General features: G+C 71.8%; 26 protein-coding genes. 9 read left to right on the top strand and 17 right to left on the bottom strand.

The annotated features are described in order from the left end of the window. Genes MHO01S_RS05730 through MHO01S_RS05715 form a run of 4 tightly spaced genes read right to left on the bottom strand, consistent with a single transcriptional unit; the run spans nt 1 to nt 3,092 of the window. The gene (locus MHO01S_RS05730; RefSeq protein WP_060961050.1) at nt 1-1,089 is read right to left on the bottom strand and encodes a hypothetical protein; all 1,089 of its coding nucleotides are present in this window, start codon (nt 1,087-1,089) and stop codon (nt 1-3) included. A 10-nt stretch (nt 1,090-1,099) separates the two neighbouring features. Beyond that, nucleotides 1,100-1,417, bottom strand: a complete 318-nt coding sequence (locus tag MHO01S_RS05725; RefSeq protein ID WP_060961051.1) for a hypothetical protein — start codon at nt 1,415-1,417, stop codon at nt 1,100-1,102. Then, nucleotides 1,414-2,709, bottom strand: coding sequence for a putative T7SS-secreted protein (locus MHO01S_RS05720; protein ID WP_218016047.1), 1,296 nt, complete (start codon nt 2,707-2,709; stop codon nt 1,414-1,416). Before MHO01S_RS05720 ends, MHO01S_RS05725 begins: the two co-directional genes overlap by 4 nt. Before the next feature lie 41 nt (nt 2,710-2,750). Next, nucleotides 2,751-3,092 carry a hypothetical protein gene (locus MHO01S_RS05715; protein WP_060961053.1) on the bottom strand — a complete coding sequence of 114 codons (342 nt, stop codon included), beginning with the start codon at nt 3,090-3,092 and terminating at the stop codon, nt 2,751-2,753. Between the two features lie 85 nt (nt 3,093-3,177). Between MHO01S_RS05715 and tadA the strand changes: the two genes are divergently transcribed. Next, complete coding sequence (tadA, locus tag MHO01S_RS05710) at nt 3,178-3,645, top strand: tRNA adenosine(34) deaminase TadA (RefSeq protein WP_060961054.1); 468 nt, start codon at nt 3,178-3,180, stop codon at nt 3,643-3,645. A gap of 30 nt (nt 3,646-3,675) precedes the next feature. Here tadA and MHO01S_RS05705 read toward each other — a convergent pair whose 3' ends face one another. The 8 genes from MHO01S_RS05705 to MHO01S_RS05670 all read right to left on the bottom strand — a co-directional run bounded on the left by MHO01S_RS05705 (nt 3,676) and on the right by MHO01S_RS05670 (nt 12,108). Then, nucleotides 3,676-4,788 carry an alpha/beta fold hydrolase gene (locus MHO01S_RS05705; RefSeq protein WP_060961055.1) on the bottom strand — a complete coding sequence of 371 codons (1,113 nt, stop codon included), beginning with the start codon at nt 4,786-4,788 and terminating at the stop codon, nt 3,676-3,678. Nucleotides 4,789-4,830: 42 nt separating this feature from the next. Further along, complete coding sequence (locus MHO01S_RS05700; RefSeq protein ID WP_060961056.1) at nt 4,831-5,574, bottom strand: aspartate/glutamate racemase family protein; 744 nt, start codon at nt 5,572-5,574, stop codon at nt 4,831-4,833. Beyond that, nucleotides 5,571-6,791 (bottom strand): amidohydrolase family protein, encoded by a 1,221-nt coding sequence (locus MHO01S_RS05695; protein WP_082808038.1) that lies wholly within the window; start codon nt 6,789-6,791, stop codon nt 5,571-5,573. Before MHO01S_RS05695 ends, MHO01S_RS05700 begins: the two co-directional genes overlap by 4 nt. A gap of 83 nt (nt 6,792-6,874) precedes the next feature. Continuing rightward, a complete protein-coding gene (locus MHO01S_RS05690) occupies nt 6,875-8,407 on the bottom strand; it encodes an ABC transporter substrate-binding protein (RefSeq protein WP_061781968.1) in 1,533 nt (510 codons plus the stop codon). Then, a complete protein-coding gene (locus tag MHO01S_RS05685) occupies nt 8,404-9,252 on the bottom strand; it encodes an ATP-binding cassette domain-containing protein (protein WP_060961058.1) in 849 nt (282 codons plus the stop codon). The genes MHO01S_RS05690 and MHO01S_RS05685 overlap by 4 nt, the downstream gene beginning before the upstream one ends. Beyond that, the gene (locus MHO01S_RS05680) at nt 9,249-10,262 is read right to left on the bottom strand and encodes an ABC transporter ATP-binding protein (RefSeq protein ID WP_061781967.1); all 1,014 of its coding nucleotides are present in this window, start codon (nt 10,260-10,262) and stop codon (nt 9,249-9,251) included. Before MHO01S_RS05680 ends, MHO01S_RS05685 begins: the two co-directional genes overlap by 4 nt. Further along, entirely contained in the window at nt 10,259-11,185 is a 927-nt protein-coding gene (locus MHO01S_RS05675) for an ABC transporter permease (protein ID WP_060961059.1), read from the bottom strand. Before MHO01S_RS05675 ends, MHO01S_RS05680 begins: the two co-directional genes overlap by 4 nt. Beyond that, complete coding sequence (locus tag MHO01S_RS05670; RefSeq protein ID WP_060961060.1) at nt 11,182-12,108, bottom strand: ABC transporter permease; 927 nt, start codon at nt 12,106-12,108, stop codon at nt 11,182-11,184. The genes MHO01S_RS05675 and MHO01S_RS05670 overlap by 4 nt, the downstream gene beginning before the upstream one ends. A 245-nt stretch (nt 12,109-12,353) precedes the next feature. On the opposite strand from MHO01S_RS05670, the gene MHO01S_RS05665 reads away from it, so the two are divergent. The 3 genes from MHO01S_RS05665 (at nt 12,354) to proC (ending at nt 14,990) form a co-directional block, all read left to right on the top strand. Further along, complete coding sequence (locus MHO01S_RS05665; protein WP_061781966.1) at nt 12,354-13,349, top strand: ornithine cyclodeaminase family protein; 996 nt, start codon at nt 12,354-12,356, stop codon at nt 13,347-13,349. Between the two features lie 66 nt (nt 13,350-13,415). Continuing rightward, nucleotides 13,416-14,087 (top strand): GntR family transcriptional regulator, encoded by a 672-nt coding sequence (locus MHO01S_RS05660; RefSeq protein ID WP_157553742.1) that lies wholly within the window; start codon nt 13,416-13,418, stop codon nt 14,085-14,087. 69 nt (nt 14,088-14,156) lie between these two features. After that, entirely contained in the window at nt 14,157-14,990 is an 834-nt protein-coding gene (gene proC / locus MHO01S_RS05655; RefSeq protein WP_060961063.1) for a pyrroline-5-carboxylate reductase, read from the top strand. Between the two features lie 104 nt (nt 14,991-15,094). Here proC and MHO01S_RS05650 read toward each other — a convergent pair whose 3' ends face one another. The 3 genes from MHO01S_RS05650 to MHO01S_RS05640 all read right to left on the bottom strand — a co-directional run bounded on the left by MHO01S_RS05650 (nt 15,095) and on the right by MHO01S_RS05640 (nt 18,385). Beyond that, the gene (locus tag MHO01S_RS05650; protein ID WP_061781965.1) at nt 15,095-16,090 is read right to left on the bottom strand and encodes a hypothetical protein; all 996 of its coding nucleotides are present in this window, start codon (nt 16,088-16,090) and stop codon (nt 15,095-15,097) included. Nucleotides 16,091-16,278: 188 nt separating this feature from the next. Beyond that, nucleotides 16,279-16,950 carry a potassium channel family protein gene (locus MHO01S_RS05645; RefSeq protein ID WP_005049780.1) on the bottom strand — a complete coding sequence of 224 codons (672 nt, stop codon included), beginning with the start codon at nt 16,948-16,950 and terminating at the stop codon, nt 16,279-16,281. Further along, nucleotides 16,943-18,385, bottom strand: coding sequence for a TrkH family potassium uptake protein (locus MHO01S_RS05640; RefSeq protein WP_060961065.1), 1,443 nt, complete (start codon nt 18,383-18,385; stop codon nt 16,943-16,945). Before MHO01S_RS05640 ends, MHO01S_RS05645 begins: the two co-directional genes overlap by 8 nt. Nucleotides 18,386-18,455: 70 nt before the next feature. Here MHO01S_RS05640 and MHO01S_RS05635 point away from each other — a divergent pair, with 70 nt between their 5' ends. The 5 genes from MHO01S_RS05635 to MHO01S_RS05620 all read left to right on the top strand — a co-directional run bounded on the left by MHO01S_RS05635 (nt 18,456) and on the right by MHO01S_RS05620 (nt 20,065). After that, nucleotides 18,456-18,863: an ArsR/SmtB family transcription factor gene (locus MHO01S_RS05635; RefSeq protein WP_060961066.1), complete on the top strand. Its 408-nt coding sequence runs from the start codon at nt 18,456-18,458 to the stop codon at nt 18,861-18,863. A gap of 132 nt (nt 18,864-18,995) precedes the next feature. After that, the gene (locus MHO01S_RS05630; RefSeq protein WP_060961067.1) at nt 18,996-19,187 is read left to right on the top strand and encodes a helix-turn-helix domain-containing protein; all 192 of its coding nucleotides are present in this window, start codon (nt 18,996-18,998) and stop codon (nt 19,185-19,187) included. An 82-nt stretch (nt 19,188-19,269) separates the two neighbouring features. Continuing rightward, nucleotides 19,270-19,368, top strand: coding sequence for a 30S ribosomal protein bS22 (locus MHO01S_RS16265; protein ID WP_003792170.1), 99 nt, complete (start codon nt 19,270-19,272; stop codon nt 19,366-19,368). Between the two features lie 110 nt (nt 19,369-19,478). Then, nucleotides 19,479-19,772 carry a glutaredoxin family protein gene (locus MHO01S_RS05625; protein ID WP_174524661.1) on the top strand — a complete coding sequence of 98 codons (294 nt, stop codon included), beginning with the start codon at nt 19,479-19,481 and terminating at the stop codon, nt 19,770-19,772. Beyond that, nucleotides 19,769-20,065, top strand: coding sequence for a Dabb family protein (locus tag MHO01S_RS05620; RefSeq protein WP_060961069.1), 297 nt, complete (start codon nt 19,769-19,771; stop codon nt 20,063-20,065). Before MHO01S_RS05625 ends, MHO01S_RS05620 begins: the two co-directional genes overlap by 4 nt. Here MHO01S_RS05620 and MHO01S_RS05615 read toward each other — a convergent pair. Together MHO01S_RS05615 and aspS are read right to left on the bottom strand one after the other, a co-directional pair. Next, nucleotides 20,062-20,862, bottom strand: coding sequence for a tyrosine-protein phosphatase (locus tag MHO01S_RS05615; RefSeq protein WP_060961070.1), 801 nt, complete (start codon nt 20,860-20,862; stop codon nt 20,062-20,064). The two genes, MHO01S_RS05620 and MHO01S_RS05615, sit on opposite strands and share 4 nt — an antisense overlap. Before the next feature lie 37 nt (nt 20,863-20,899). Further along, nucleotides 20,900-22,255 (bottom strand): aspartate--tRNA(Asn) ligase, encoded by a 1,356-nt coding sequence (gene aspS, locus MHO01S_RS05610; RefSeq protein WP_060961071.1) that lies wholly within the window; start codon nt 22,253-22,255, stop codon nt 20,900-20,902. Between the last annotated feature and the right edge of the window lie 47 nt (nt 22,256-22,302).

Below are 22,302 nucleotides of genomic sequence, written 5' to 3'. Positions count from 1 at the left end.
CTACGCGTCCGCCTCGTCGTCCGACGGCGCGAGCTGCCACGCCGCGGCCAGCACGACGGCGTCACTGAGCGTGCGCACGGCGTCGAGCTGGTCGACGTGCGGCGTCGAGAAGCTCACCAGGCAGAGGCCGCGTCCGTCGGGGAACTGCAGCCAGTAGTCGATCACTCCCACAGGGCGTCCGCTCAGCTCACTGGGTCCGAGGCGCCGCGTCGTGTGACGCAGCAGGGGGCCGCCAGCGGTGGATGCCGTGACGAGCTCGTCCTGCGTTCCGGTCGCGGCCGCGAGGCGGGTTCGCAGGCTCAGCATGTGGTCGTCGGCACCGGCCGGCCCGAGCTCCTGCCAGTACACCGTGACCGCCACGGCCGCCGCGGCATCCGTCGTTCGACGGGTGAGGTAGGCCATCGACCGCCCGCCGGCGCCGGCCGCCGTGCGCGCCGACTGACGCAGCCACGCGATCAGCTGCCCGCGCAGCACCGGCGCAGGAGGAAGCCCGGTCAGCTGGGCGTCGACGATCGCCTTCGCATCGGCGTCGATCGTGAGGGATGAGGTGAGATCGAGCTGGGCCCAGTCATCGCCGAGGAAGAGGTCGAGTCCCACGACGCGCTCGCCGGCGCGCAGCCCGCGCTCGGGTTGCTGCGTGATCCATGCGACGTCGTCGTCGCCGGGTTGCGGTTCGAGGGCGGCGCGCACGTCCGCCGCCGAGGCGTGAACCGGGTGCGGACCGGCGGGATCGAACACCACACGACGCAGCAGCGGCGCGTACGCGTCGAGCAGCGGCACCAGCCCGGGACCGCGTTGCAGTGCGAACTCCGCCGCGTCGCGCTCACCCGCCGCCCAGGCCGCGAGGGTCTGCGACGACGAGAAGAGGTGCAACTCCCAGCGGCGCTCGCCGTCGGGGTCGTCGGCGGCCACCGTGAGGGTCTGTGTCTGCCCGTCCGGGGTACGCATGAGGGGGATCACGACGACGTCGTGGCGCAGCGCCCGCCCGATCTCGATCGGATCGTTCGTCGCCAGGGCGGCGGCGAGGCGCTCCGAGCCCACGTCGACGGCGGGCGCGGTGGGGATCGGCGCGAGCGGATCGTCGGTCACGGTTGTCAGCCTAAAGCTCTCCGGCGCCTTCGAACTCGACCTCCGCGCGCTCGCGGAACCGCCGGTCGAGCGGACTGCGGACGTTCTCCGCGGATGCGGTCGGGTCGACGTCGTAGAGCAGGCCCATGCCCCATCGCCGTCCGCGCACGTCGCGGGCCAGGCGCGTGTCGATGTAGCCGTACTGCGGCCCGGCACCCGTGTCGTAGACGATGAAGGCCCCCGCCGCGTGCAGTGCGTCGTCCGACGCGGCCACGCGGACGCCGTCGAAGGGCGCCACCGTATTGATGAGGCGCAGAGCCACCGGGAACGAGAGCTCCGAGACCCTCATCGCGCCACCGACCAGACGATGTCCGTCACGTTCGTCAGTCCCTTCGACGCGAGGTCGCCCCCGACGATGATGTACTCCGGGGCGCCGCCGGGCATCCCGTCCAGCGGCAGGGCGTGGCGCTGCAGCACGACGGCGCCCACATCGTCGACGGTGGCGTGGACGAGTCGCTCCGCGGAGTTGACGTCGGGAAGGCCCAGGGCGCTGCGGTAGTCGCCGAAGGTGGACGGGGCCCGCGTCGACCAGGAGGCGCCGGTCTGTGCAGCGCCGTCGCCGTAGAGGCGGAAGACGTCGTCGCCCTTCGCCAGGTCGGCCACCGGCGTCGCCCAGAGACGCTCCGACTCGGCGAGCTGCTGCGGGCGCAGCCGGATGGCCTGCTGCACCGTCAGGGCGCCGAACGTCTCGGTGCCCCCGCGGGCTGCGACCTCGGCGGCGGCCTGGGCGTTGATACGGCCCGCCATCGCAACGTTCCCGACGACGCGGGCGGCGCCGCCCAGGCCGATGACGGCGAGCGCGGCGCCGACGATGCTCACGGCGGCCTCTCCCCACGTGCGGTCGCCCGTCGAGGCCAGCACGATGTTGCCGACCGCGTTGATGATCGCGGCGATGCCGGCCACGAGCAGCAATGCGGCCGCGAGTGCCTGGCCGATCACCGGGATCCACGACACCACGAGGGCGAGGATGCCGGCGATCGCGGAGATCGTACCGGCGACATCGGTGATGACGGACAGGACGTCCTTGCCCCAGTCGTCCCACCAGGAGTCGTTGAGACCGTCCTCGCTGGTGGTGTTCTGGATCTCGTCGCGAGCAGTTTCCGCGGCCCGGTCGCGGCGGGCGGCGGCGTCGAGGATCTGCTGACGAGCGACGCCTGCGGCGGCGCTGGCCTGGCGCGAATCGATGCCTGCATCGTCGGCGAGGCGCTCGTAGCGGAGGGCCTCCGCGGGATCGTCGGACGACTCCGAGAGGTGAAGGTAGCGTCGCCGCTCCCGCTGGGCGTCGACGGCGCCGTTCTGCGCCGCGTGCGCGCGCTGCAGAGCGGCGAGCGAGTCGTCCTGCGCCGATGCGAGCGCCGCCGCGTAGCCGACGAGGGCGTTGCCGGTGGCCCGATACCGTTGCTCGGCCCGAGCGATGTCGTCGGCAACCGTGCGCGCCGTCTCGCCCAGGGCGTCGACGGCCTCCGACACGGTGCCGCCGAGATCCAGGGTGCGCAGCCCGCGCACCGTGTCGCCGATGGTGTCGGCGATCTGGAGGTAGTTCCCTCCGCCCTGGCGCACCCCGTCGGGGTCGCCAGGCACGGGATCCGTCCCGAAGCCGGCCGCCGACCAGTCCGCCGGCCTCACGATGCTGCCTCCGGGCGTCGGCCACCGCCCGCCGGTGTCGAGGCGCCGACCGTCGAGGTGCCGTCCATCGCGGCGGCGAGTTCCTGGTCGGCCTGTTCGAAGGTGTCGGCGATCGCGGTCGTCGCCTCGCCGAGTCCCGAGATCGACGACGTCATCTCCTCGCGGGTGTCGTCCCACGCGTGCGCGAAGGAGCGGACCGCCTCCGCGAGTGCGTCGTGGCCGACCGCCTCCGCGGTGCGGTCGCTGCGCACGTTCGCGTTCTGGAACTCCGCGGCGATCCGCGACAGTCCCGCGCCCACCGCGCGCACCTGCTCGGTGTTCAGCTCCAGATCCGCCATCGTGTCCTCCGGAACACGAGTCTAGGTCTGCCGGTGACGGGCTTGGATGGGGAGAACTCCCCATCCGTCGCCCTACGCTGAAGGGGTGAGCCTGCCGATCCGCGTCGACGACGAGAGCGCGCTGCGTCGCGCGCTCACGCTCGCCGCCGAGGCCGGTGCCGCGGGCGAGATCCCGGTGGGTGCCGTCGTGCGGGATGCCGGGGGCACCGTGATCGGCGTCGGACGCAACCGGCGCGAGGCCACGGCCGATCCCACCGCCCACGCCGAGGTCGTGGCGCTGCGCGAGGCCGCGGCATCCCTCGGCTCCTGGAACCTGGAGGGGTGCACGCTCGCGGTCACCCTCGAGCCCTGCCTGATGTGCGCGGGGGCCATCCTGCAGGCGCACATCGGACGCGTCGTGTTCGGCGCGTGGGACGAGAAGGCCGGCGCGGCCGGGTCGGTGTACGACGTGCTGCGCGACCGGCGCCTGCCCGTGCGCGCCGAGGTGGTCGGCGGCATCCTGGAGGACGAAGCGCGGGCGCTGCTGCGGGACTTCTTCGACGCGCGCCGCTGACCCGCCCGATCGCGGGGAGCGGGTGCGCGGTCAGTCGGACGAGCTGAGGATGATCGCCTCGGTCGGCGGCGCCGGGTCTGCCGGACGGCCGATGTAGCCGACGTTCTCCAGCAGCGCCCGGCGGAAGACGGCCGGCTGCTCCAGGTGCGGCGCGTGTCCGACGCCCTCGAGCACGAGCTCGGTGACGGCACCGCCGGCCGCACGGTAGGCCTCCAGCACGTCGCGGGTCTGCGACACCATCTCCTGGGCCGGCGCGACGTCGGCACCCGGCCAGCCGGGGATCACCCCGAGCGCGCCGAGGTGGTTGAGGTCGAAGAACGACGCGTCCGAGACGATGGCGTCCGCGTCGCCGCGCACCCAGAGGATCGGGGGTTTGCGCGCGATGTCGACGATGCCCGAGGTGTCGAAGTAGCGCGGCGCCATCGTGTTGAGCACGCCGATGCTGCCGGCGGCGAACCCCGGCCAGTTCTCGCTCGCGACGCTGTCGCCGGGGTAGTTGCCCGTGGCCGTCGAGGTGGTGTTCATCGACTCGACCCAGAGGTCCTCGTGCGCGCTCGTGTAGCCGGGCGCGACGTAGCCCGAGCGGAAGACGCTCCGCGGCGACGTCGGCGCCTCGTCGGTCGTGTCGCGGTCGGTGAGCCGCTGCACGAAGTCGGGGTTCGCCGCGCCGCCGCCGCAGCCGGCGTCGTCGTCGGTGAGCCGCGATCCGTCGCGGCGGGTGCCGCCGAAGCCGTAGGGCGAGACGGGCGCCTGCAGGGTGAGCGAGAGCACCGGGTGATCGATCGCGTACTGCATGACGACACCGCCGCCCATCGACCAGCCCACGAGGTGGGCGGTGTCCAGCCCCAGCACCTGGAGCGTCGCGAACACGTCGTCGCTGAAGTCGCGGACGCCGCGCGTCGCGTCGACGGGCGTGCTCTCGGACTCGCCGAAGCCGCGGAGGTCGATGGCGATCACGCGCAGGTCGCTGGGCAGGTCCTGCATGAGCTCCTGCCAGAACAGGCTCGACGACACGTTTCCGTGGACGAGGACGACCGTCTGGTCCGCCGCGGCTGCGGTGTCGTCGCCGACCCGTTCCAGGATGCCGACGCGCAGCCGATCGGTGTCGATGATCCGGGAGGTGATGCCGTCGAGGAGCGTCATGACCGCATCCTACTCCGCCGCTCCCTGTGCATGAACAGGGTTTCAGGTGAACGCGTGGAGCGCGCCGAGCCGTGGCCCGCGCCACGCCTTCCCGGCCCGGGGCGGTGCATACGGCCCCGCCGTGCTGGTGCGCTTGCCGAGGGCGATCAGACCCTCCGCGAACCGCACGGCGGCGGCGACGCCGTCGACCACGGGAACCCCCAGTCGGCGCTCCAGCTCGGCGTCCAGCCCCGCGAATCCGGCGCAGCCGAGCACGAGCACGTCCGCGCCGTCGGCGAGCACCGCGCGTCCGGTCGCCTCGAGGGCGTCCGCGGTGCGGGCGACGTCGTCGGCGATGGCCGAGACGTGCACCTCCGCGGCACGGACCGATCGGCACCGGCCGCTCATGCCCATCGTGGCGAGACTGTCGTGGATGCCGGCGACCGCCGCGTCGACCGTGGTGACGATACCGAAGCGGTGCCCGAGCAGGCAGGCGGCGAACACGGCCGCCTCCGTGATGTCGACGACCGGCTGGCGGACGAGCTGGCGCATCCCCTCCCGGCCGTGCTCGCCGAAGCCCGCCATCACGACGGCGTCGAACGGGTCGGTGCGGCTCGCGACGGCGTCCATGACGGCCGCGGCCGTGACGAGGCTCTCGACGTACCCCTCCGCCGAGGCGGGACCCCAGGACGGGGTGACGCCCACGACGCTCGTCCCCGCCGAGGCGGCGGCCTGGCCGATCGCCGCGATGGCGGCCGTCATCGCGGCATCCGTGTTGCAGTTGACCGCCAGGATCGTCGCCGTCATCGCAGGTCGTCGTCCTCGGCCACGACGCGGCCGCGGTGGATGACGAGGCGCTGCGGGAGACGGTCCATGACGGCGGCGGTCGCGGTGTCGCCGCGGACGACGACCAGCTCGGCCGGGTCGCCGACGGCGACGCCCGGGCGCGCGCCGAGGGAGAGGCGCGGCAGGTCGGCATCGATCACCGACGCGCCGCCCCAGGTCGCGATCGCGAGGCAGTCCTCGATCAGGTCGTCGCGGGAGAACCCCTGCGTGAAGGCGAGCATCCACGTGCGCTCGAGCATGTCGCCGTCGCCCCACGGCGACCAGTAGTCGCGTTGGCCGTCCATCCCGAGCCCGACGCGGATCCCGAGCTGCAGCAGCCGCTCGATCGGGAGGTCGAGGGGGACCGACAGCGACCCCTTCGGGGCGATCGTGGTGAGGGCGACGTCGAGCTCCGCGATCTGCTCGAGCGCGCGGTCGACGCCGGGGGAGCGGTCGGCGAGCGAGAAGGCGTGCGACACGCTGACCCGTCCGGCCATGCCGAGTGCGCGGGTGCGCTCGAGCACGAGGTCGAGGGAGAAAAGGCCCAGCGAGCCGCCCTCGTGCAGGTGGATGTCGACGCCGACGCCGTGACGGTCGGCGAGGTCGAAGACGGTGTCGAGGTGGCGCACCGGGTCGCGGTCGATCTCGCACGGGTCGATGCCGCCGATGAGGTCGGCTCCCGAGCGCAGCGCGACATCGAGCAGGTCGGGCACCCCGTCCTCGAGGTGGATGCCCACCTGCGGGAAGGCGACGATCTCGACGGACGCGCGGTCGCGGTGCGCCTCGCGCGCCGCGATGACGCCCTCGAACTTCTCCAGGCCGGAGTCGGCGTCGACCTGGGCGTGGCTGCGCACCCGGGTCGCCCCCTGCGCGATCATCCGCCCGAGCGTGTAGGTCGCCCGCTCGGCGACCGACCGCTCCGCCGACCGCCAGTTCTCCCGGTCGTTCATGATGTGCGACCAGCGCGTGTCGCCCGCGGTGTTCGGGCGGAACGGCAGCCCCATCCGCGTCGAGTCGAGATGCACGTGCACGTCGCTGAACGACGGGATCAGGATGCCGCCGTCTCCGTCGACCGCGACGGCATCCGGCGCCGTCAGCGTGCCGGGTGCGCCGATCGCGCGGATGGCGTCGGCGTCGAGCAGGACGTCGGACGCGTCGGCGGCCCAGGGGCGGACGTTGCGGAGCAGAGTGAGGGGCACGGAAGGGCCTTTCGGGGTCGGGGAGGAGCGGGGCGAGGCCGGCGGGGCGAGGGGGCGGCGGCGGACCGCCCCCTCGCCGGCGCTCAGCCGGTGAACGCGACGTCGGCGAGGTCGTACTCGCCGTCGACGCGCGGCGTCCAGGTGACCTTCGGCGAGACCGCGTAGTCGGCCTCGGGGGTGAACAGCGGCACGATGTACGCACCCTGGAAGTTCGCCTCGGCGAGGTCGCGGAAGGCGGCGATGCGCTCGTCGCCCGCGACGGTGCGCTGCCTGGCGACGAGCGCCGCCGTCTCCGGGCTCTTCGCGTAGTCGTTCTGTCCTCCCGCGAACAGGTTGGTGGCGGGCATGTCGCCGTCCATGGTGGAGGGCGCCCAGGTGTTGAGGTAGAGGCCCTTCATGTCGACCGTGCTGTAGATGCGGTTCGACAGCGTGGCCTGGTCCATGCCGGAGAGGCTGACCGTGAAGCCCACCGCCTCCAGGTAGCCCGCGATCGCCTGCGCGATCTCGGCGCTCATCGGGATGCGGCCGCTGGTCGCGTACTCCAGGGGGATCGCCTCGCCGGCGTACCCGGCCTCGGCGAGCAGCGCCTTGGCGGCGGCGGGGTCGTACGCCGGTCCCGTCGCGTCCGACACGTAGCCGGTCACGTTGGCGGCGACGATCTGGTCGTTGGCGACGGCGCGGCCGCTGAGGACCGTCTTGACGAGCGCGTCACGGTCGATCGCGTGCCACACGGCCTGACGGATGCGCTCGTCCGCCAGCGGGCCGGACGTGGAGTTGACGCCGAGGAACGTGGTGCCGTTGGCCGCGCGGGAGCGCACGTCGATGCCGCTGCCCTCCGCCGACGACACCTGGTTCGGCGAGATCAGGGCGATGTCCAGGCTGCCGGAGATGACTCCGTTCAGTCGGGCCTCCTCGTCGGACACCGTCTGGAAGGTGAGGGTGTCGATCTGGGGAGCGCCGCCCCAGTAGGCGTCGTTGCGCTTGAGGACGTAGTCCACGCCGCGCTTCCAGCTCACGAAGGAGAACGGGCCGCTGCCGACGGGGGCGGCGGCGAAGCCTTCGGAGCCGAGCGCCGTGTAGACCTTCTCCGGGACGATCGACTGCGCGGTCGTGATGGACGGCCACGGCGAGAACGACGAGTTGAGGTCGAAGACCACCGTGTGGTCGTCGGGGGCGGAGACCGATTCGAGCATGCCCATGTAGCCGAGGTTGTCGGAGTCGGGCGTGTTCAGCACGGTCTCGTAGGTGAAGACCACGTCGGATGCCCTCAGCGGTTCGCCGTCCTGGAAGGTCACGTCGTCGCGAAGGGTGAACGTCCACTGCGTGAAGTCGGCGTTGGGGGTCCACGCGGTGGCCAGCGACGGCTGGATCGTGCCGTCGGCGTCGAGCACCGTGAGCTGGTCGAAGAGGTTGTAGTAGATGTTGTAGCCGGCCAGCGAGCCGTCGACGATCGGGTCGGGCGACTTCTCGGGCTCCGCGACGACGCCGATCGTCAGGTTGCGGGTCTCGGCCGTCGACGCCGAGCCGCCCGCGCAGGCGGACAGCACCAGCGCGGCGCCGGTGAGCGCGGCGGCCGCGGCGAGCGCGCGGCGGACACGGGATGAGCGGTAGGTCATGACGTTCCTCTGTTCGTTCGGGTGAGGGCAGGGGATGGTGCGGGTGGGGCATCCGCCCGCAGGCGCGGGTCGGGGATCGGGATGGCCGCGAGCAGCGTGCGCGTGTACTCGTGGCGGGGATCGTCGAAGATCTGGTCGCGCTCGCCGATCTCGACGATGCGTCCCTGTCGCATCACCGCGACGCGGTCGGAGAGGAGGCGGACGACGGAGAGGTCGTGCGCGATGAACAGATAGGACAGCGCGTGGGTGCGCTGCAGGTCCTGCAGGAGGTTGATGACCTGCGCCTGCACCGACACGTCGAGGGCGGAGACGGGCTCGTCGAGCACGAGCACCTCCGGCTCCAGCGCGAGGGCGCGCGCGATGCCGATGCGCTGACGCTGGCCGCCGGAGAACTGCGCGGGCGTGCGCCGCAGCGACTCGGCGCCGATCCCGACGCTCTCCAGCAGCTCGACGACGCGGTCCTTCGAGTAGCGCCCCACGATCGTGAGCGGCTCGGCGACGATGTCGTGCACGCTCAGTCGCGGATCCAGCGACGAGTACGGGTCCTGGAACACCAGCTGCACGCGGTTGCGCAGCCGCCGGCGCTGCAGCGGGGGCAGATCGTCGATGCGATGCCCCAGGATGCGGATGTCGCCGGATGCCGGGGTGTTGAGCCCGAACACGGTGCGCACGAGCGTCGACTTCCCGCAGCCGGACTCGCCGACCAACCCCAGGGTCTCCCCGCGGTGCAGTGTCAGCGAGACGCCGTCGACGGCGTCGACGACGTGGCGGCGGCGCCATCCGGTGCGCCGCGTGAATCGCACGTGCAGGTCGTCGATCTGCAGGACGGGTTCGGCGTCGCTCATCCGGCGACCTCCTCGGCGAGGGCGGAGACGTCGTCCGCGTGGTGGCAGGCGGAGGCGTGATCGGGCGCGACCAGGCGCAGGGCGGGCCGTTCGGCGGTGCACAGCGCCGACTTCGCGGGCAGCTCGCAGCGCGGCGCGAAGGGGCATCCGTGCGGGCGTGCCGCCGGCTGCGGGGGAGAGCCCGGGATCGCGTAGGCGCGCCCGGCCGCGCTCTCGGAGGTCAACAGGCTCGCGAGCAGGCCGGCCGTGTAGGGATGGCGGGGCGCGGCGAACAGGTCCCACACCGTCCCGCTCTCCACGATGCGGCCCGCGTACATGATCACGATCCGGTCGGCGGTCTGCGCCACCAGCCCCAGATCGTGCGTGATCAGGGCCATCGCCGCACCGGTGCGCTGTCGCGCCTCGGCCAGCAGCTGCATGATCTGCGCCTGGATGGTGACATCGAGCGCCGTCGTGGGCTCGTCGGCCACCAGGAGATCGGGGTCGTGGGCGATCGCGGCGGCGATGACGGCGCGCTGGCGCATGCCCCCGGACCACTGGTGGGGATAGGCGCGGGCGCGCGCCGCGGCATCCGGCACGCCGACCGCGCTCAGCAGCGCGGCGGCGCGCCGATCGGCCTCGGCGCGGCTCACGCCGTCGCCGTGCCGTCGCACGGCGCGGGCGATCTGGGCGCCCACGCGCTTGACCGGGTTGAGCGCGGTCATCGGATCCTGGAACACCATCGCGAGGCGGCGTCCGCGCAGCTCGCGCAGACGGCGCTCGCCGGCGGCCAGCAGGTCCTCGCCGCGGTAGTCGACCCGTCCGGAGAGCACCTCGACGCCGGCGTGGAGGAGCCCCAGCACCGCCGCCATCGTCAGGCTCTTGCCCGAGCCCGACTCGCCGACCACGCACAGCACCTCGCCTTCGGCGATCTGGAAGGAGACGCCGTCGACGAGACGCACCTCGCGTCCGTCGGCGTCGCGCGTGCCGACGACCAGGTTTTCGACGCTCAGCAGCACATCCCGGGTCATGCGCGGGCCTTCTTCCGTCGGCGGAGGGTGGACAGGTCGCGCTCGGCGGTGAAGCGCTGGCTCACGAGGTTCGTGCCGATCACCACGAGGAAGATCGCGATGCCGGGGATCAGGGCGAGGTACGGCGCCTCGCGCACGTACTTCTGCCCCTCGCTGATGAGCAGTCCCCAGGAGGGCGTCGGGGCCTGCACGCCCAGCCCGAGGTAGTCGAACGACGACGTGAGCAGCAGCACGCCGCCGATGTCGGCCGAGGCGAGGATGAGCACCTGCACGCCGACATGCGGCGCGATGTGGGTCGACACGATCCACTGGGCGGTGGCGCCCTGGATGCGCGGCGCGACCACGAAGTCGCGGCTCTTCAGCGACATCGCGGTGCTGCGTGCCACGCGGGCGTAGCCGACCCAGTAGGTCGCCGCGAGTGTGATGACCATCAGCCAGACGCTGGGGCCCAGTGCCGCGGACAGGGCGATGAGCACGAGGATGATCGGCATCGCCAGCTGTACGTCCGCCCAGCCCATCAGCAGGTTGTCGAGTCGTCCGCCCGCATACCCCGCGATCATGCCGACGACCATGCCGATGAAGGCGTTGATGGCGACGACGAACAGCACGATGCCCAGCGACACCTGCCCGCCGAGCGCCAGCCGGCTCGCGAGGTCGCGGCCCAGCATGTCGGTGCCCAGCAGGTGCGCGCCGTCGGTGAAGGGACGGATGAAGGAGGCGGACAGATCCTGTGCGTAGGGGTCGCTGCCGGGCAGCAGGGGCACGATCAGGATGAAGGCGGCGACGACGGCGAGGATGCCGATGCCCACCCATTCGGCCGCCCGCAGGCGGGGCCACGTGAACCGTGCGGCGGTGTCGGCAGGCGGAGCGGGCGTGACCGTCTCGGCGGGCGACGCGGGCGGCGAAGCGATGGGCGCGGTCATGCGAGGTGCCTCACTCTCGGGTCGACCAGAGCGCTCAGGACGTCCACGAGCGCGTTGGAGAGGATGAACAGGGCGGCCACGACGATGAGGCCGGACTGCACGACCGGGAAGTCGCGGGCGTAGACGGCGCTCAGCATGAGCTGGCCCAGCCCGGGCCAGGCGAAGACGTTCTCCACGATGACCAGACCGCCCAGGAACGAGCCGAGGCTGATGCCCGCGATGGTCATCACCGGCAGCACCGCGTTGGGGAGCATCTCCGACACCACCACGTGGAACCGGCTCTCGCCCCGGGCGTAGGCCGTGCGGGCGTAGTCGAGTCGGGACTGCTCGCCCAGCGCGTTGTCGAGCAGCCGCAGGTACACCACGAACTGCGCCGTGGCGATGGTGGCGGCCGGCATGATGATCGCGAGCGGATCGCGGTTGCCGAGCGAGGGCAGCATCCCGAGCGCGACGGAGAACACGAGCACGAGCAGCAGTCCGAAGAAGAAGTCCGGGATGGCCTGTCGGGCCGCACCGACGGTCAGCAGGGTGGTGCGCAGGGCCCGGCTGCGGGTCAGGTGGACGGCGACGGCCGCGACGGCGGCCAGGATCACACCGGCCACCAGGCCCACCGCGCCGAGCTGGAGCGACGCCGGCACCCGTTCCAGGACGAGCTGCATCGACGGCACGCCGCTCTGACGGTACGAGTCGCCGAAGTCGCCGCGGGTCACGATGCCGACGAGGTAGTCGAGGTACTGCTTCCACAGCGGCTGGTCGAAGCCGAGGCTCGCGTTGAGCGCGTCGATCTGCTCGCGCGAGGCGTTCTCGCTGAGCAGGAGCGCCGCCGGGCTGCCGCTCAGCCGGCCCAGGGCGAACGCGATCGTCACGACGACGAAGATCGTCGACAGGGCCTGAATCAGTCGTCCTACGACCAGTCGTGCCATCGGCTTCTCCTCTCCGTCATCAATCTGGGATACAGAATCCGCCACTTCTGTTACGGCGATGTGTCCCGCGGTTTCGGTGCAGTGAACTCTTTCGCGCATCGCGATCGGTCTCCGAGTGTGCTTTTGTGCCGTTTTTGCGCGGTTCTTCGTGCATCGCGATGACCCTGTGGGTGTTGTGAGCGGGAGTCGGGGTGATGTGACCGCGGTGGCCTCGTTCTACATTTGGGATACCAAAAGGAGATCCGATGACGACACTCACCCTGACCTCCGACGACGTGGAGGCGCTCGCGGATGCCGACGGCATGCGCGAGGCGATGGCGGCGGCCCACCGGGCGCTGCGCACCGGACGCGCCGTGCAGCCGCGGCCGCACGCGCTCCCCGCTGCCGCCGACCGGACGGCGGACGCCCCGACCGTCGTGCCGATGAGCGCGATCTCCGAAGAGCTCGGGATGTTCGCCGTCAAGGTGCTCGCCGACGCCCCGCGCAACCGGTCGGTGGGACTGCCCGCCCAGCGCTCGACCGTCGCGGTCTTCGACGCGGCGACGGCCGAGTGCGTCGCCATGATCGACGGACGGGCGCTCACCCGCATCCGCACCGCCGCCGTCACGGCACTCGCGACCGACGTCCTCGCGGATCCCGCGGCGCACGTTGCCGCCCTCATCGGGGCCGGTCCGCTCGCCGCCGAGCACGCCCGCGCGCTCATGCGCGTGCGCCCCTTCGCGGAGCTGCGCGTGTGGTCGCGCAGCGCTCCGCGCGCCGCCGAATGCGTCGCGGCGCTGCGCGCCGACGGCATCCCCGCCGTGACGACAGACAGTCGCGAGGGCGCTCTGGAGGACGCCGACGTGGTCTGCACGCTCACGCCCGCGGAGCAGCCGTTCCTGGCGCGTCGGATGCTGCGCGCCGACGTGCACCTCAACGCGGTCGGCTCGCCGCCGCGGCCGATGTTCAGCGAGGTGCAGGCGGACGTCTTCGCCCACGCGCGTACCGTCGTGGTCGACGATCCGGCGGTCGCCCTCGCCGAATCGGGCAACGTGCGCGGCGCGTGCGACGCGGGTGCGCTCGATCCGGCGGATCTGGTCCCGCTCGGCGACGTGCTCGACGTTCCGCCCCTCCGCGGCCGCGGCGGGCTCACGGTCTTCAACTCCGTGGGCCTCGGCATCCAAGACCTCTACGCGGCGCACCTGCTGTGCGGGCGCGCGAGCGTCGTCGGCGCTGGCACAATGGTCGCGATCCGCTCATGAGCGCGCGTGCCGCCCTGGTCCGCCCGTGACGGGATCGCCGTGAGCGGCACCGTGAGGGGAGACGGCATGTCCGAGGCGCAGGATGCAGCCGACGACTCCCTGGCGGCGACGGCGTACCGCCGCATCCGCACCGCCATCATCCTGGGGCGCTACGCCGACGGCGCCGCGATCACCGAGGGGCGCCTGGCCGACGAGTTGCAGATGTCGCGCATCCCGGTGCGGGCCGCGATCCTGCAGCTCGGCGTCGACGGGTTCCTCGCGACGGCGCCGCGCCGCAGCGCCCGGATCGTCGGGTGGGACCGGCGCTCGATCGACGAGCTGTTCGACGTGCGGCTGAGCCTCGAGACGCTCGCCGCGCGCCTCGCGGCCCAGAACGCCGGCCGGGGCGCCCCCGTGGAGGTGTTGGACCGGGCTCTCGCGTCGGCCCATGAAGCGGTCACGAGCGGCGAGCGGCTCGCGATCGCCGAGGCCCACGCCGCCTTCCACGCCCGCATCGTCGAGATGGCCGACAGCACCCTGCTCACCTCCCTCACCCGCGTCGTCAGTGGACGGCTCGTGTGGCTCTTCTACCTGACCGGCGTCGGCCGCGACGCCCGGGAGCAGTCCCACGAGCACGACGAGCTGCTGGCGGCCATCGCGGACGGCAACGCCCGCCTCGCCGAGAGCCTCGCCTTCAGTCACATCGAGAAGGGCCGCGCCCCGTCGATGCGGCTCATCCTGAACGAGCCCCGCGACTGAGACCCCTCCGAGACTGAGACCCCCGCGGCGGGCTCCCGGGGCGGGTGGTTCCTCTGCGAGGATGGGGGCATGGCCTCTCCGCTTCCCTCGATCGCGATCCTCGGTGCCGGCTCGATGGGAGGTGCCATCCTGCAGGGCCTCGTCCGCTCGGGCGCGGCGCCCCGCGTGATCGTGACCAACCGCACGGCGGCCAGCGCCGCGCCGCTGGCAGCGCTGGACGGCGTGACGAGCCTCTCCCTCGAGGAGGATGCCGCCGCCAACACCACGGCCGCCGCCGCGGCGGACATCGTGCTCATCGGCGTCAAGCCCGTGATGGTCCCGGACCTGCTGCGCGAGATCGCTCCGGTCCTGCGACCGGGCACGATCGTGGTGAGCCTCGCCGCGGGTGTGACGCTCGCGACCTTCGCCTCCATCGTGGGCGAGGACGTCGCCGTCATCCGGTCGATGCCGAACACCCCCGCGGTGGTCGGCAAGGCCGTCACGGGACTGTCGGCCGGTGCCGCGGCATCCGCCGACGACCTCTCCCTCGTGCGCCGACTGTTCGAGACGTGCGGCGTGGTGATCGAGGTCCCGGAGTCGCAGATCGACGCGCTGTCGACGATCTCGGGGTCGGGTCCCGCCTACGTGTTCCTGCTGATCGAGGAGCTCGCCGAGGCGGCCCGTGGAAAGGGCTTCTCCGACGCGGACGCCCGCCTCATGGCCGAGCAGACCTTCATCGGCGCTGCGGCGCTCCTGGACGCCACGGGCGAGGATCCCGCAGAGCTGCGCCGCCGGGTGACCAGCCCGAAGGGCACGACCGAGCGCGCCATCGCGGTGCTGCAGGGCGCGCGCCTGGACGGCGTCTTCGCGGAGGCGACCGACGCCGCTCTCGCCCGCGCGAAGGAGATGGCCGCCGGCGCCTGACCCCTCGCCGCCCCCTCCCCGCGCCCGCGCCCCTCGCCCGCGAGAAACCACCTTCGGCGCGAGAAACCACCACCGCAGGTGTGTGTCGTCGCCGTTGTGGTTTCTCACCACGGTCGGTGAGGGAGAGCGCGGGGCGTCTGGCGCAGGCTCGCCAGTCCGGCGCGGTCGCGCGGGCGGACGAGCCGCACCCCAGCGCGCTGCAGGGCGGTCGCCAGCGGCTCGACCCGCACCGCATCCGCCATCTCCCAGCGCGCGACGGGATGCCCCGCGCGGCGCAGCCGGTCTTCGCGGCGCTTCTCGTCGCGGAAACGCCGCGCGGCGTCCGCGGGCGCGTCGCCGTCGCCGATGCCGTACTTGCCCCAGCCGTCGCTCTCGCCCACCGTGCGGCTCGACGGGAACAGGAAGTCCGTGCGGTCGGTGACCCCCTCGTAGCGGAACTCGGCCTGCAGCACCGGGTCTTCGAAGCCGCACCAGCGGATGACGGCGCGGCTCACGCTCTCGCCGGGCGACTCGGCCCGCGCGTCCGCGTGCGCCCAGGCCCACGCCAGCCGCGCGACGCCCCGGCGGGAGGCCTGCGACGCGGCCCGCTCCCGGAGGTCGTCGACGACGAGCGCGCCGCCCTGTCGGGGCGAGATCGCGGCATCCACGACGGCGAGCGCCTGCGCGGGTGGGAGCACGCGGGCGAGGTCGATGACGGCATCCGTCGGCGACGTGCACAGGATGCCGTCGACCGGCACGACCTCCCGCGCGTCGGTGCTGGTGTGCACGCACACGTCGCCGAACCGGCGGGACGCCGTGCGGTCCGGATCGAACACGTGGATGTCGCGCGTCTCGCCGAACAGCGGCAGGCCGAGCAGCACCGCGGCGGACTCCAGGCACAGCACAGCATCCGGGTGGACGAGCGCGAAGGCGTGCACCCGCAGCGCGTACCGCTGCCACGGCGCCAGCCGCGCCGCCGCGGCGGCATCCACGTACACGCCGCGGCGCACCCGCGCGAAGCCGGGACCGGCCAGCGCCAGCCGCAGCACGCGGGCCTCGGCGGAGGTGACGAGCGGGAGCGGTGACCGGGTGATGGCGCGGTCGGTCAGCAGGTGCGGCATCCGCAGATCATGCCCCGCCACCCGCGGCGCCGCGCGCTCGTCCCCACCCTCCCCGCCGCCACCCCTTCCCACCCCCGCCTGGGGAGGAGCCCCCGCGCCGCCGCGAGAAACCACCGGCGAGCCGAGAAAGCACGCACGGCAGGGTTTCTCGCGCCGCAGATGGTTTCTCGCGGGCGCGGATGCCGCGGTCAGCGGTCGAGGGAGGCGAAACGCTCGATGTCGCTGTTGGTGCCCGACACGATGATGAGGTCGTGGTTGGTGACCACGGTGTCGGCCTCGGCGTAGCGGAACGGTTTGCCCGGGCTCTTCACCCCGACCACCGTCACGCTGTACTTGGAGCGCACGCCCGACTCGTTCAGGCCGATGCCGCGGATGAACTTCGGCGGATACATCTTGGCCAGCACGAAGTCGTCGTCGAAGCGGATGAAGTCGAGCATCCGGCCGCTGACGAGGTGCGCGACCCGCTCACCGGCCTCGCGCTCGGGGTAGATGACGTGGTTCGCTCCGACGCGGGCGAGGATCTTGCCGTGCGACTGCGAGACGGCCTTGGCCCAGATCTGCGGCACCTTGAGGTCGACCAGGTTCGCCGTGATCAGCACGGATGCCTCGATGGAGGATCCGACCGCGACGACGGCCACCTGGAAGTCCTGGGCGCCGATCTGCTTGAGCGCCTCGATGTTCTTGGCGTCGGCCTGCACCGTGTGCGTCACGCGCTCGGACCACTTCTGCACGAGCTCGAGGTTGTCGTCGATCGCGAGCACCTCGCGATCGAGTCGGTCGAGCTCGCCGGCGCACGCGGCTCCGAAGCGGCCGAGGCCGATCACCAGGACGGGAGCATCGCTCCGGATCTGCTCAACCAACGATCGGCCTTTCGACGGGCAGCGAGTAATGCTGCGATCGGCTCGTCGCGGCCACGGCCGCAGCGAGAGTGACGGTACCCACACGCCCCATGAACATCGTCGCCGCCATGACGTAGACGGCGAGGTCGGGGAGGTCTTGCGTGATGCCCGTGGACAGTCCCACGGTGGCGAAGCCCGAGACCACGTCGAACAGCACGTATTCGACCGGATATCGCGTGATCTGGGCGATCGTGATGGTCGACACCGCGACGATCGTCGACCCCCACGCGACGACGGACAGCGCGACCCGCTGCACGTCGCTGGGGATGCGGCGGCCGAAGGCCTGCACGCTCGGGCGCCCCTTCGCCTCCGACCAGACGGCGAGGGCGAGCACGGCGAGCGTGGTCACCTTGATGCCGCCGGCGGTGGATGCCGAGCCGCCCCCCACGAACATGAGCATCGAGCCGACCACCAGCGACGATCCGTGCAGCTCGCCGATGTCGACGATCGAGAAGCCGCCCGAACGCGTCATGGCCGACAGGAAGAAGGCCTGGAAGGTCGTGTCCCAGGCATCCATCCCGCCGAACGTCTTCGGGTTGTCGTACTCGAGCAGCAGGAAGACGGCGGCGCCGACGAAGAACAGGATCACCGTCGTGATGAGGGTGAGCTTGGCGTGCAGCGACCAGCGGCGCACGTGCAGGTGGTGGCGCCACAGCGCGAAGATCACGGGGAAGCCGATCGAGCCGAGGAAAACCCCCGCCATGAGCAGCGTGAGCAGCACGTAGTTGGTGGCGAACGGGGCGATGCCCTCGGCGTTGGGGGCGAATCCGGTGTTGGTGAAGGCCATCGCCGCGTAGTACGGCGCCTCCCACAGGGCGCTGAGGGGGTCGACGCCGCTGGCCAGCAGCGACGGGTAGAGCAGCACCGCGAGGCCCGCCTCGATCACGAGCGTCGACAGCGCGACGGTCGCCAGCAGCTGACCCACCTCGCCGAGCCGCACGGTCTGGCCCTCGTTGACCGGGCCGCCGTGGGCGCGCAGCGGGTTGGTGTCTCCGGCGGCGATCAGCTTCGCCCGCAGGCCGAGCCGCTTGGAGATGACGAGTCCGAGGATGGAGGCCAGGGTCAGCACGCCCATCGCGCCGACGTTGACGCCGACGTAGACGAGCACGTGTCCGAACGCGCTCCAGTGGGTGCCCATGTTCACGGTCGACAGGCCGGTCACGCAGATGGTCGACACGGCCGTGAACAGCGCGTCGGCGAAGGGGGTGACCCGGCCGTCGGCGGATGCCGCGGGCAGGGAGAACAGGGCGGTGAACAGCAGGATGAGCGCCAGGAAGATGCCCACGGCGAAGCGGGAGGGCGACGAGGTCGTCGCGTCGCGGAGGCCGTCCCAGGCCGCGCTCATCGATGCGCGCAGGGAGCGCCACGCACGGGCACCGACGGTGTCGCCCGTCATGGTCCGCCCCTCTCTGCCCAAGAACCGTTGTCATGGTACTCCGGAGCGCGGCGCGGGCTAACCTATCGTCATGGCGGACATCTTCGACGTGATCGCCGACGGCACCCGTCGGGACATCCTGCAGCTGCTGCGCGAGCGTGCGTCCGCGGGCGAGCGCGGGACGAGTGTCTCGCACATCGTCACCGAGCTCGGGGTCAGCCAGCCGACGGTCTCGAAGCACCTCAAGGTGCTCCGCGAAGCCGAACTCGTCACGGTCCGCGAAGAGGGCCAGCACCGTTTCTACAGCCTGTCGCCGGCGCCGCTGGACGCCGTCGACGACTGGCTCGTGCCGTTCCTCGACGAAGACCTCGTGGCCGCGCCGGCGGGCGCCTCGACCCTGCCCGAGCCCGCGGTGGCCGCCGCCGATCTGGTCGGGCGGGCCGCGGCATCCGCGAAGCACGCCTGGGACACCGCGCTCAAGCGTCTTCCCGGCCGCTGAGCGGTGCGGGGCGTCACCGTCCTGCTCATCCGTCACACGGATCACACGGGTTTACACGCGGCGCACCGAGACCCTAATGTTGTTCCACAGCAATGCGGAGGCACCGCATCGGGGATCGGTGGGGGAATCGGGATGCCGGACCTTTCTGACGTGCGTTTTCTGACGGTCGCCGAGGTGGCCGACATCATGCGTGTGTCGAAGATGACCGTGTACCGGCTGGTGCACGCCGGAGAGCTGCCCGCGGTGCGCTTCGGGCGCAGCTACCGCGTGCCCGAGACGGCCGTCACCGACGCCGTGCGACGTCCCATCGCCGACGTCGGCTAGACTGATCCGAGGGCATTTTTCGAGATGCCCGTTCCCGGACGCGGCCATCCGCGTCCAGACCCCTGACATAGTGAGGTTTTCCGTGGGTTCTGTCATCAAGAAGCGCCGCAAGCGCATGGCGAAGAAGAAGCACCGCAAGCTGCTTCGCAAGACTCGCCACCAGCGCCGCAACAAGAAGTAATTCGTCGCGGCACGCTGCAAAACGACACCGAGCGCCTGTCTCCGAGATCTTCGATCCGGGACGGGCGCTTCGTGTCTGCCCGCCCGCCGGAGTGGGGCAGGATGGATGCCGTGACCACCCTCACGATCATCTCCAAGCCCGACTGCCACCTCTGCGACGTCGCACGGGAGATCGTCGAGACCGTGGTCGCCGACCTGCCCGAGGATGCCGTCGAGGTCGAGGAGCTGTCGATCCTCGACGACCCCGCGCTGTATTCGCAGTGGTGGGAGAAGATCCCCGTGGTGCTCATCGACGACCGGCTGCACGCGCACTGGCGCCTGTCGCCCGATCGGCTGCGTGCGGCGCTCGAGGACGCCGCCGCACCGGCATCCCCCGTCCCTCCCACCCCCGAGGAGTCCGCATGATCCGCCATGTCGTCGCGTGGAAGCTGAAGAGCGAAGACCCCGTCGAGAAGGCCGCGCAGGCGCAGAAGATCTCCGCCGACCTGCTGGCCCTGCGCGGCGTGGTCCCCTCGATCATCGAGATCGCCGTCGGCCCGGACGTCGTCGGCGGCGCGAACTGGGACGTCGCGCTCGTCGCGGACTTCGCCGACCAGGCCGGACTCGACGCCTACCAGACCCATCCCGACCACCAGGCGGTCGTCGGCTACGTGCGGGCGGTCGTCGCCGACCGGGTCGCGGTGGATCTCGAGGTCTAGCAGGCTCCGCCGCGTAGCCTCCGGCGCAGCGCATCGATCCCGTCCGCGCTCAGGCCGCCCGTGGCGAGGTAGTCCGCGGCCCCTCCGTGCGTGCGGTCGATCCAGTCCAGGGCCGCGCGGATCGCGCTGGGCGGGGTCTCGGTGACGAGCGTGCGCAGGGCCGGGGTGAGCGGCATCCCGAGCGACGAGATCATCGCCAGCATGCCGTCGGCCCAGGCGCCGGCGAGGTGCTGCTGCGACGCGGCGTAGTCGGCGACGACCGCGTCGCGCTCGACCCCCGCGGCGTCCAGGAGGAGGGCGACGGTGACGCCCGTGCGGTCCTTGCCTGCGGTGCAGTGCACGAGCACGGCCGTGGGCTCGTCGTCGCGGGAGGCGCCGACCCGGCGGGCCACCTCGGCGAAGGATGCCGCGCCGTGCTGCAGCATGCCCACGTACAGCTGGTCGAGGGTCGGCAGCTGGGCGAGCGCGTGCTCCACGAGCGCGGGGTCGGCCGCGCCGCCGGAGGCCAGCACCCGCTGCGCCATCTCGGCCATCGCTCCCTCCAGAAGCGACAGCTCGAGGATCTCGATCGGGCGCGACGGCGGGAGCCGGTCGGGAGCCGCACGGCGCTCGTCGGGCGTGCGGAAGTCGGTGACGACGCCGATCGGGCTGTCCGCGAGCGCCTCCAGGCCGGCGTCGGTCAGCCGGTCCAGCGCGGCGGAGCGGTACAGCACGCCGGCTCGCGTCGTGCCGCCTCCGATCAGCGGCATCCCACCCGTGTCGCGGAAGTTGTGCAGTCCCTCGATCGCGTGTGCCACGGCATCCAGCCTAGGCCCGCGTGTTCGAGGGGCCGGTTCAGGGCGCCAGGCGCGTGGGGCCGCGGAAGAGGAAGGTGACCTCGCGGATGGAGTCCTGTCCGAGCATGAGCATCAGCACGCGCGCGAGGCCCATGCCGAAGCCGCCGTGGGGCGGGATGCCGTAGCGGAAGAAGTCGAGGTAGTGCTCGAGGCCCTCCAGTGACAGGCCCTTCTCGAGCGCCTGCGCCTCCAGCACGTCGATGCGGTGCTCGCGCTGCGCGCCCGTGGTGATCTCGGTGCCCTGGAACAGCAGGTCGTAGCTGTTCGTCAGCCCGGTCTCGGGGTTGCGCATGTGGTAGAACGGGCGGATCTCGGGGTGGTAGTCGGTGATGAACACGAACTGGTGCCCGAAGGTCTCCCGCACATGCGCCGAGATCTGACGCTCGCCCTCGGGGTCGAGGTCGCCGTCGGTGCGGGGGATGTCGTAGCCGCGCGCCGCCACGATCTCGCGGGCCTCGGCCAGCGGGATGCGCGGGAAGGGGAGCGTCGGCACGACGACGTCGATGTCGAACAGCTCCTTGATCTCGTCGCCGTGCTTGTCCTTGACGGCCTGGAACGCGGCGGCCAGCAGCTCCTCCTGCATCGCGGCGACGTCCTCGTAGGAGTCGATCCAGCTGATCTCGGCGTCGATCGAGGTGAACTCGGTCGCGTGGCGGCTCGTGAAGCTCGGGTCGGCGCGGAACACGTCGCCGATCTCGAACACCTTGCCGAAGCCGGCGGCCTGCGCCATCTGCTTGAAGTGCTGCGGGCTCTGCGCGAGGTAGGCCGTCTGGTCGCCGAAGTACTCCAGGGCGAACAGCTCGGCGTTGCCCTCGGCGGGCGTGGACATGAGCTTGGGGGAGTGGATCTCGACGTAGTCGCGCTCGATCCAGTAGGTGCGCATCGCGTGCTCGAGCGTCGTCTGGATGCGGAAGACCAGGTTGTTGCGGCGCTGGCGCAGGTCGATGAAGCGCCAGTCCATGCGCTTGTCGAGGCCGCTGTCGGCGGCGATCGGCGTCTCGGGCAGGGCCGCGGCGGCGATCTCCAGGGTGGCGATCTTGATCTCGACGCCGCCGAGCTTGACCCGCTCGTCGTGCTTGAGCTGACCGGTGACCGTCAGGAAGGTGCCCGTCGACAGCTCCGAGATCAGCGCGGTGAGCGCGAGGGCCGCGGCATCCTGCTCGGCGCCCGTCGATTCGAGGAGAGCCGGGTCGGGACGGGTCGCGGGGTTCACGAGCTGGACGGCACCGGTCTCGTCGCGGAGGATGACGAACTGCACCTTCTTCTGGTCGCGGACGGTCTCCACCCATCCGGACACCGAGACGGTGCCGTCTTCGCGGGACTGCAGCTGGCTGACGAGGGTGCGTTCACTCACGAGGGATCAGTCTACGTGGAGCGGCGTTTCGACTCGCTGCGCTCGCT

Origin of the sequence: Microbacterium hominis NBRC 15708, from assembly GCF_001592125.1 — a bacterium.
GTDB lineage: Bacteria > Actinomycetota > Actinomycetes > Actinomycetales > Microbacteriaceae > Microbacterium > Microbacterium hominis.
This window is presented reverse-complemented; position numbering and strand designations above follow the sequence as displayed.

Coding starts and splice junctions, on each gene's coding strand:
- MHO01S_RS05725 (WP_060961051.1), bottom strand. CDS start 1,417: ATGAGGGTCTCGGAGCTCTCGTTCCCGGTGGCTCTGCGCCTCATCAAT.
- MHO01S_RS05715 (WP_060961053.1), bottom strand. CDS start 3,092: ATGGCGGATCTGGAGCTGAACACCGAGCAGGTGCGCGCGGTGGGCGCG.
- MHO01S_RS05705 (WP_060961055.1), bottom strand. CDS start 4,788: ATGACGCTCCTCGACGGCATCACCTCCCGGATCATCGACACCGATCGG.
- MHO01S_RS05700 (WP_060961056.1), bottom strand. CDS start 5,574: ATGACGGCGACGATCCTGGCGGTCAACTGCAACACGGATGCCGCGATG.
- MHO01S_RS05690 (WP_061781968.1), bottom strand. CDS start 8,407: ATGACCTACCGCTCATCCCGTGTCCGCCGCGCGCTCGCCGCGGCCGCC.
- MHO01S_RS05685 (WP_060961058.1), bottom strand. CDS start 9,252: ATGAGCGACGCCGAACCCGTCCTGCAGATCGACGACCTGCACGTGCGA.
- MHO01S_RS05680 (WP_061781967.1), bottom strand. CDS start 10,262: ATGACCCGGGATGTGCTGCTGAGCGTCGAAAACCTGGTCGTCGGCACG.
- MHO01S_RS05675 (WP_060961059.1), bottom strand. CDS start 11,185: ATGACCGCGCCCATCGCTTCGCCGCCCGCGTCGCCCGCCGAGACGGTC.
- MHO01S_RS05670 (WP_060961060.1), bottom strand. CDS start 12,108: ATGGCACGACTGGTCGTAGGACGACTGATTCAGGCCCTGTCGACGATC.
- MHO01S_RS05665 (WP_061781966.1), top strand. CDS start 12,354: ATGACGACACTCACCCTGACCTCCGACGACGTGGAGGCGCTCGCGGAT.
- MHO01S_RS05660 (WP_157553742.1), top strand. CDS start 13,416: ATGTCCGAGGCGCAGGATGCAGCCGACGACTCCCTGGCGGCGACGGCG.
- proC (WP_060961063.1), top strand. CDS start 14,157: ATGGCCTCTCCGCTTCCCTCGATCGCGATCCTCGGTGCCGGCTCGATG.
- MHO01S_RS05650 (WP_061781965.1), bottom strand. CDS start 16,090: ATGCCGCACCTGCTGACCGACCGCGCCATCACCCGGTCACCGCTCCCG.
- MHO01S_RS05640 (WP_060961065.1), bottom strand. CDS start 18,385: ATGACGGGCGACACCGTCGGTGCCCGTGCGTGGCGCTCCCTGCGCGCA.
- MHO01S_RS05635 (WP_060961066.1), top strand. CDS start 18,456: ATGGCGGACATCTTCGACGTGATCGCCGACGGCACCCGTCGGGACATC.
- MHO01S_RS05630 (WP_060961067.1), top strand. CDS start 18,996: ATGCCGGACCTTTCTGACGTGCGTTTTCTGACGGTCGCCGAGGTGGCC.
- MHO01S_RS05620 (WP_060961069.1), top strand. CDS start 19,769: ATGATCCGCCATGTCGTCGCGTGGAAGCTGAAGAGCGAAGACCCCGTC.